Source organism: Klebsiella sp. C283 (assembly GCF_048822555.1).
Lineage (GTDB): Bacteria > Pseudomonadota > Gammaproteobacteria > Enterobacterales > Enterobacteriaceae > Klebsiella > Klebsiella quasipneumoniae.
Genome location: NZ_JBMEZS010000064.1, coordinates 1 through 1,207, shown reverse-complemented (window position 1 = coordinate 1,207; position 1,207 = coordinate 1). Strand labels below are relative to the sequence as shown.

The following is a 1,207-nucleotide window of genomic DNA, read 5'->3' as shown; positions in this document are numbered from 1 at the left end:
TGTAAGTATCCCGGTAAAGCGGACCATTCACATTTAGAGATCTTCCTGCATACTGATTATGTTCCTGGAGGAGATCGCCATGCGCAAAGCCCGATTCACCGAACACCAGATCATTGCCGTTCTGAAGTCCGTCGAAGCCGGACGCACCGTCAAAGATGTGTGCCGCGAAGCCGGGGTTTCCGAGGCCTCGTACTACAACTGGAAAGCGAAGTTCGGCGGTATGGAAGCCTCTGATATCAAAAAGATGAAGGACCTCGAAGATGAAAACCGCCGGTTGAAACAGATGTTTGCGGACCTGAGCCTCGAGTGCCGCGCATTGAAAGACGTTATTGAAAAAAAGCTTTAAAACCAGCGATAAAGCGTGAGCTGGTCAGCTATCTGACCGCGCAGTTTGCCATGAGCTTACGTCAGGCATGCAGGATATTGTCGCTGAGCAGGACGGTATTTCGTTATCAGCCGGATACGCAACGTGATGAGCCAGTCATTATGGCGCTGACCGTGGCGGCTGAACGCTATCCGCAATACGGATTTAAAAAGCTTTTTCAGGTGCTGCGCAGGCAGGGCAAAAGCTGGAACCATAAGCGCGTTCACCGGATTTACTGCCTGCTGAAACTGAATTTTCGCCGTAAGGGAAAACAGCGCCTGCCAGTGCGCAATCCGGTTCCGCTGGTGACGCCAGAGGCGATGAACCAGAGCTGGTCCATCGATTTTATGCACGATGCGCTGGTGTGCGGCAGACGCTTCCGGACCTTCAACGTGGTAGATGATTTTAACCGCGAAGCACTGGCGATCGAAATTGACCTGAATATCCCGGCGCAGCGAGTCGTGAGAGTGCTGGACAGGATCGTGGCAAACCGCGGATATCCGCTAAAGATGCGGATGGATAACGGTCCGGAACTGGTCTCGCTGACGCTGGCACAATGGGCAGAAGAGCATGGTGTGATGCTGGAGTTTATCAGGCCCGGCAAGCCAACGCAGAATGCCTTTATCGAACGGTTCAACCGGACATACAGAACAGAAATACTGGATTTTTATCTGTTCAGAACACTGAATGAAGCACGGGAAATTACAGAGCGCTGGCTGGCTGAATATAACGGCGAGCGCCCCCACGAATCCCTGAATAACCTGACGCCGGAAGAATACCGGCTGATGGCTGAAACCGCGGAAATCTCAAAAAGTGCGTGGAACTAAAACGGGTGCGCTTACA

The 1,207-nt window shown here is 52.4% G+C and carries 1 protein-coding gene; it reads left to right on the top strand.

From position 1 onward, the window contains the following. The first annotated feature begins 79 nt into the window (after positions 1-79). A protein-coding gene (locus ACOI7Z_RS27210; protein WP_420702488.1) for an IS3 family transposase occupies positions 80-1,191 on the top strand; the annotation gives its coding sequence in 2 pieces (ribosomal slippage) (positions 80-341 and positions 341-1,191; 1,113 coding nt in all). The last annotated feature ends 16 nt before the right edge of the window (positions 1,192-1,207 follow it).